Raw genomic sequence first — 3,512 nt, 5'->3', positions numbered from 1 at the left:
TAAAGCACTGGGCGGCGGCGTGTTCCCAATCTCCGCAGTTGCCGCAGACAAAGAAATTCTGGGCGTATTCGAACCGGGTTCCCACGGCTCCACATTCGGCGGAAACCCGCTGGGCTGCGCGGTTGCCATCGCGGCACTCGAAGTGCTGGAGGAAGAACAACTGGTGCAGCGTTCACTTACGCTGGGTGAATATTTCAAGCAGAAGTTGCAGCAAATCGATAACCCGGTTATCAAAGAAGTACGCGGCCGCGGCCTGTTCATCGGTGTTGAGCTGACAGGAAAAGCGCGTTCGTATTGCGAGGCGCTGAAAGAGCTTGGTTTGCTGTGCAAAGAAACACATGAAACGACAATTCGTTTTGCGCCGCCGCTTATTATTTCCAAAGAAGATTTGGACTGGGCGATTGAACGAATTTATCAAGTATTGAAAAAGTAAGCGAAGCGGTGTATGCTGTTTATAAATGTGTATAGGACGCAATAGGTGCCCCTTTCAGGGGAGAATAGGGAAGAAAACACGCGGGCCCGCCACTGTAGCCGGGGAGCCGTCGGCAGTCACTGAGCGCATGCGTTTGGGAAGGCTGTCGACATATGGCCTTGATCCGGGAGCCAGGAGACCTGCCTATTGCAGCGGATTACTCGAGGATAGGTAGCATAGAACCGGATGTGGCAAGTCCAGGTCTCTTTGACCTGGGCTTTTTTCCGTACATAAACACCTGTCACCTTTGCGTCCTTGTCCATTCTCTAGATTTCAGGAGAAAAGCGGGGGATAAAACGATGGAACAAACAATCGGCGCATTGCTTGCAGATACTATAAGTCGTATCGCCAGGCCGGATGAGGAAATCATGGGAGCGGTTCAAAAGCGGGTGGATAACCTGACCAAGCCGCCGGGAAGTCTTGGCGTTTTGGAAGAGATGGTTGTTCGCCTGTCCGGAATTCAGCGGACGGAGGGACCGTCGCTGGATAGAAAAGCGGTGATAGTGATGTGCGGCGATCATGGTGTGGTAGAGGAAGGCGTCAGCGCGTTTCCTTCGGAAGTAACAGGGTTAATGATGGGGAATTTTACACGCGGCGGAGCCGCGATTAACGTGTTTGCACGCCAGATGGGAGCGGAGGTTGTCGTTGTCGATATCGGGAGCAAGGCGGAGACGCCTCCAGGGGTACGAAACGAAAAAGTAAAATCCGGCACAAAAAATATGGCACAGGGTTCGGCAATGACTCCGGATGAAGCCGTGCGTGCAGTCGAAGTAGGTATTGCGATTGCAATGGAATTGGCTGCGCAAGGATGCAAAGCTATTGCTCTGGGCGATATGGGAATCGGCAATACAACGCCGAGCGCCGCACTGACGGCTGCTATTACCGGACGCCCTGTAGACGAGTTGACCGGAAAAGGGACCGGCATTGATGAAGATAAACGGAAGGCGAAAGCTGCAATTATCGAACAGGCCTTGGCCGTGAACGGAATAGACAAACACTGGCGTTCGGAGCTTACTCCGATTGATGTACTGGCCCGTATAGGCGGATTGGAAATTGCAGGGCTTGTCGGTGTGACGCTCGGTTCCGCTGCCCACGGTATGGCCGTTATTATAGACGGAGTCATTGCGAGTGCGGCAGCATTAGTTGCATATGAGATATGCCCGGACGTACTGCCCTTCATGTTCGCGTCGCATCTATCCGAGGAACCGGCCCATGAGGCGGCTCTAACGTATCTGGAGCTGACGCCGGCTCTGCATCTGCGTATGCGCCTTGGCGAAGGATCTGGAGCGGTTCTTCTGTTTCCGATGCTGGAAGCCTCCATTGCCATGCTGAATCAGATGGCGACGTTTGATGAGTTAGGTTTATAAAAAGATGCTCCCCGCTGCGAACACAGCGGGGTTTTTATCCAGAATCCGCGCACATATAACGCAGACCGGAAGATTGACTTTTACGCCGGAATTTTTATACGCTACCAGCATAAGGATGCTTGTCCGCGGTGGGTAAGCGGACTGTAGAGAGAGGGAGAATGCGTATGAAGACAAATAGAAGAAACGTGACGATCGCCATGCTGGTCGCTACGTTCCTGGCGGCAATTGAAGTCACCATCGTTAGTACGGCTATGCCTCGCATCGTCAGCGACCTGGGAGGTCTGACGCTGATTAGCTGGGTGTTTGCCGTCTACTTGCTGACGATGTCCGTAACGACACCGATTTATGGCAAACTTGCAGACTTGTTTGGGCGTAAAATTATTTTTACATTCGGTACCGTCGTTTTCCTCCTGGGGTCGGCGCTATGCGGTCTGGCACAATCGATGGAGCAGTTAATCTTTTACCGGGCCATTCAAGGGATCGGCGCCGGTGCCGTTCTACCGGTGACATTTACGATTATTGGTGATATTTATTCCTTTGAAGAGAGGGCCAAAATCCAGGGATGGTTTAGTTCCGTGTGGGGCATCTCAGGCATTGTTGGACCGTTAGTCGGCGGTTTTTTCGTTGACGTTATTTCCTGGCACTGGATTTTCTTTATTAACGTCCCGTTCGGCATCATTGCGGTCGTCATGCTATGGATATATCTGGATGAATCATTTGAGAAAAAGAAGCGGCATATCGATTACGCGGGTGCGATAACGTTCACGATCGGTATGACTGCGCTGCTGTATGGGTTTCTGACTGGAGGACAGGAATATGCCTGGAGTTCTGCGCCCATTTTCGGATTGTTTGCGGTTGCCGGGGTATTTTTGGCTATCTTCATCTTAATTGAAATCAAGTCTCCGGAACCGATGCTTCCGCTGCAACTGTTTACCATTCGGGCCATCTCCGTTTCCAACTTGATTTCATTTGTGATTAGCGCCGTATTAATCGCAATTACTGCTTATTTGCCGATGTGGATTCAAGGAGTATACGGACAGGGAGCGACAAGTTCAGGACTGGCTCTTACGCCCATGTCCATCGGATGGCCGCTTGGCGCTATTCTAAGCGGATGGTTGATGGTCCGTCTCAGTACGCGCAATACAGCGCTGATGGGTCTTATGCTTCTTATCCTGGCTTCGCTTTGGCTGGCTTTTATCGGTATGAATACGTCCCAGTTTGCTCTTATTGCGATTATGTTCATTGCCGGGCTTGGCTTTGGTCTATCGGTGACGGTATTTACAGTAACCGTGCAATCTTCAGTGGACTGGAATCTGCGCGGGGCGGCGACGGCATCCAACTCGTTCGTCCGTACGCTCGGTCAGACGTTCGGTATTGCGGTATTCGGAACATTGTTTAATGCGGCGCTTGGCCGGTATATACAAGAACATGGAATGAAGGCGGGAACAGATATGAACCAACTGTTGAATCCAGAAGTGGCACAGCAATTGCCGGCACAGCTTCTGGCGTCTATGCGGGAAGGGCTGGCCTATGCTTTGCACAGTGTATTTCTCGTATTGTGTGTGCTGGCTGCTGTCTCGCTTGTAGCAGGCTTCTGGCTGCCGCGCAAGAATCCGGAACCCGTTTCTACCCGCTAGAAATAAAACACGATTTTCACAGAAAACCACCATGGC

General features: G+C 51.7%; 3 protein-coding genes and 1 riboswitch. All 3 genes read left to right on the top strand.

Annotated elements, in window-relative coordinates; translation table 11 throughout:
• The coding region (locus tag ADA01nite_RS04435; RefSeq protein WP_146808703.1) for an aminotransferase class III-fold pyridoxal phosphate-dependent enzyme at positions 1-433 on the top strand (433 nt) is incomplete at its 5' end.
• A gap of 26 nt (positions 434-459) precedes the next feature.
• A riboswitch (cobalamin riboswitch) is annotated at positions 460-634 on the top strand.
• A 137-nt stretch (positions 635-771) separates the two neighbouring features.
• Positions 772-1,839 (top strand): nicotinate-nucleotide--dimethylbenzimidazole phosphoribosyltransferase, encoded by a 1,068-nt coding sequence (cobT, locus tag ADA01nite_RS04430; protein ID WP_146808702.1) that lies wholly within the window; start codon positions 772-774, stop codon positions 1,837-1,839.
• 164 nt (positions 1,840-2,003) lie between these two features.
• Positions 2,004-3,476: an MDR family MFS transporter gene (locus ADA01nite_RS04425; protein ID WP_146808701.1), complete on the top strand. Its 1,473-nt coding sequence runs from the start codon at positions 2,004-2,006 to the stop codon at positions 3,474-3,476.
• Positions 3,477-3,512: the final 36 nt, after the last annotated feature.

It is taken from the genome of Aneurinibacillus danicus (assembly GCF_007991215.1).
GTDB classification, from domain to species: Bacteria; Bacillota; Bacilli; order Aneurinibacillales; family Aneurinibacillaceae; genus Aneurinibacillus; species Aneurinibacillus danicus.
The sequence above is the reverse complement of the archived record's forward strand: the minus strand, read 5'-3'. Positions and strand labels throughout refer to the sequence as shown.

What these genes read in the sequence shown, in the direction of transcription:
- cobT (WP_146808702.1), top strand. Translation starts at nt 772, where the DNA reads ATGGAACAAACAATCGGCGCATTGCTTGCAGATACTATAAGTCGTATC.
- ADA01nite_RS04425 (WP_146808701.1), top strand. Translation starts at nt 2,004, where the DNA reads ATGAAGACAAATAGAAGAAACGTGACGATCGCCATGCTGGTCGCTACG.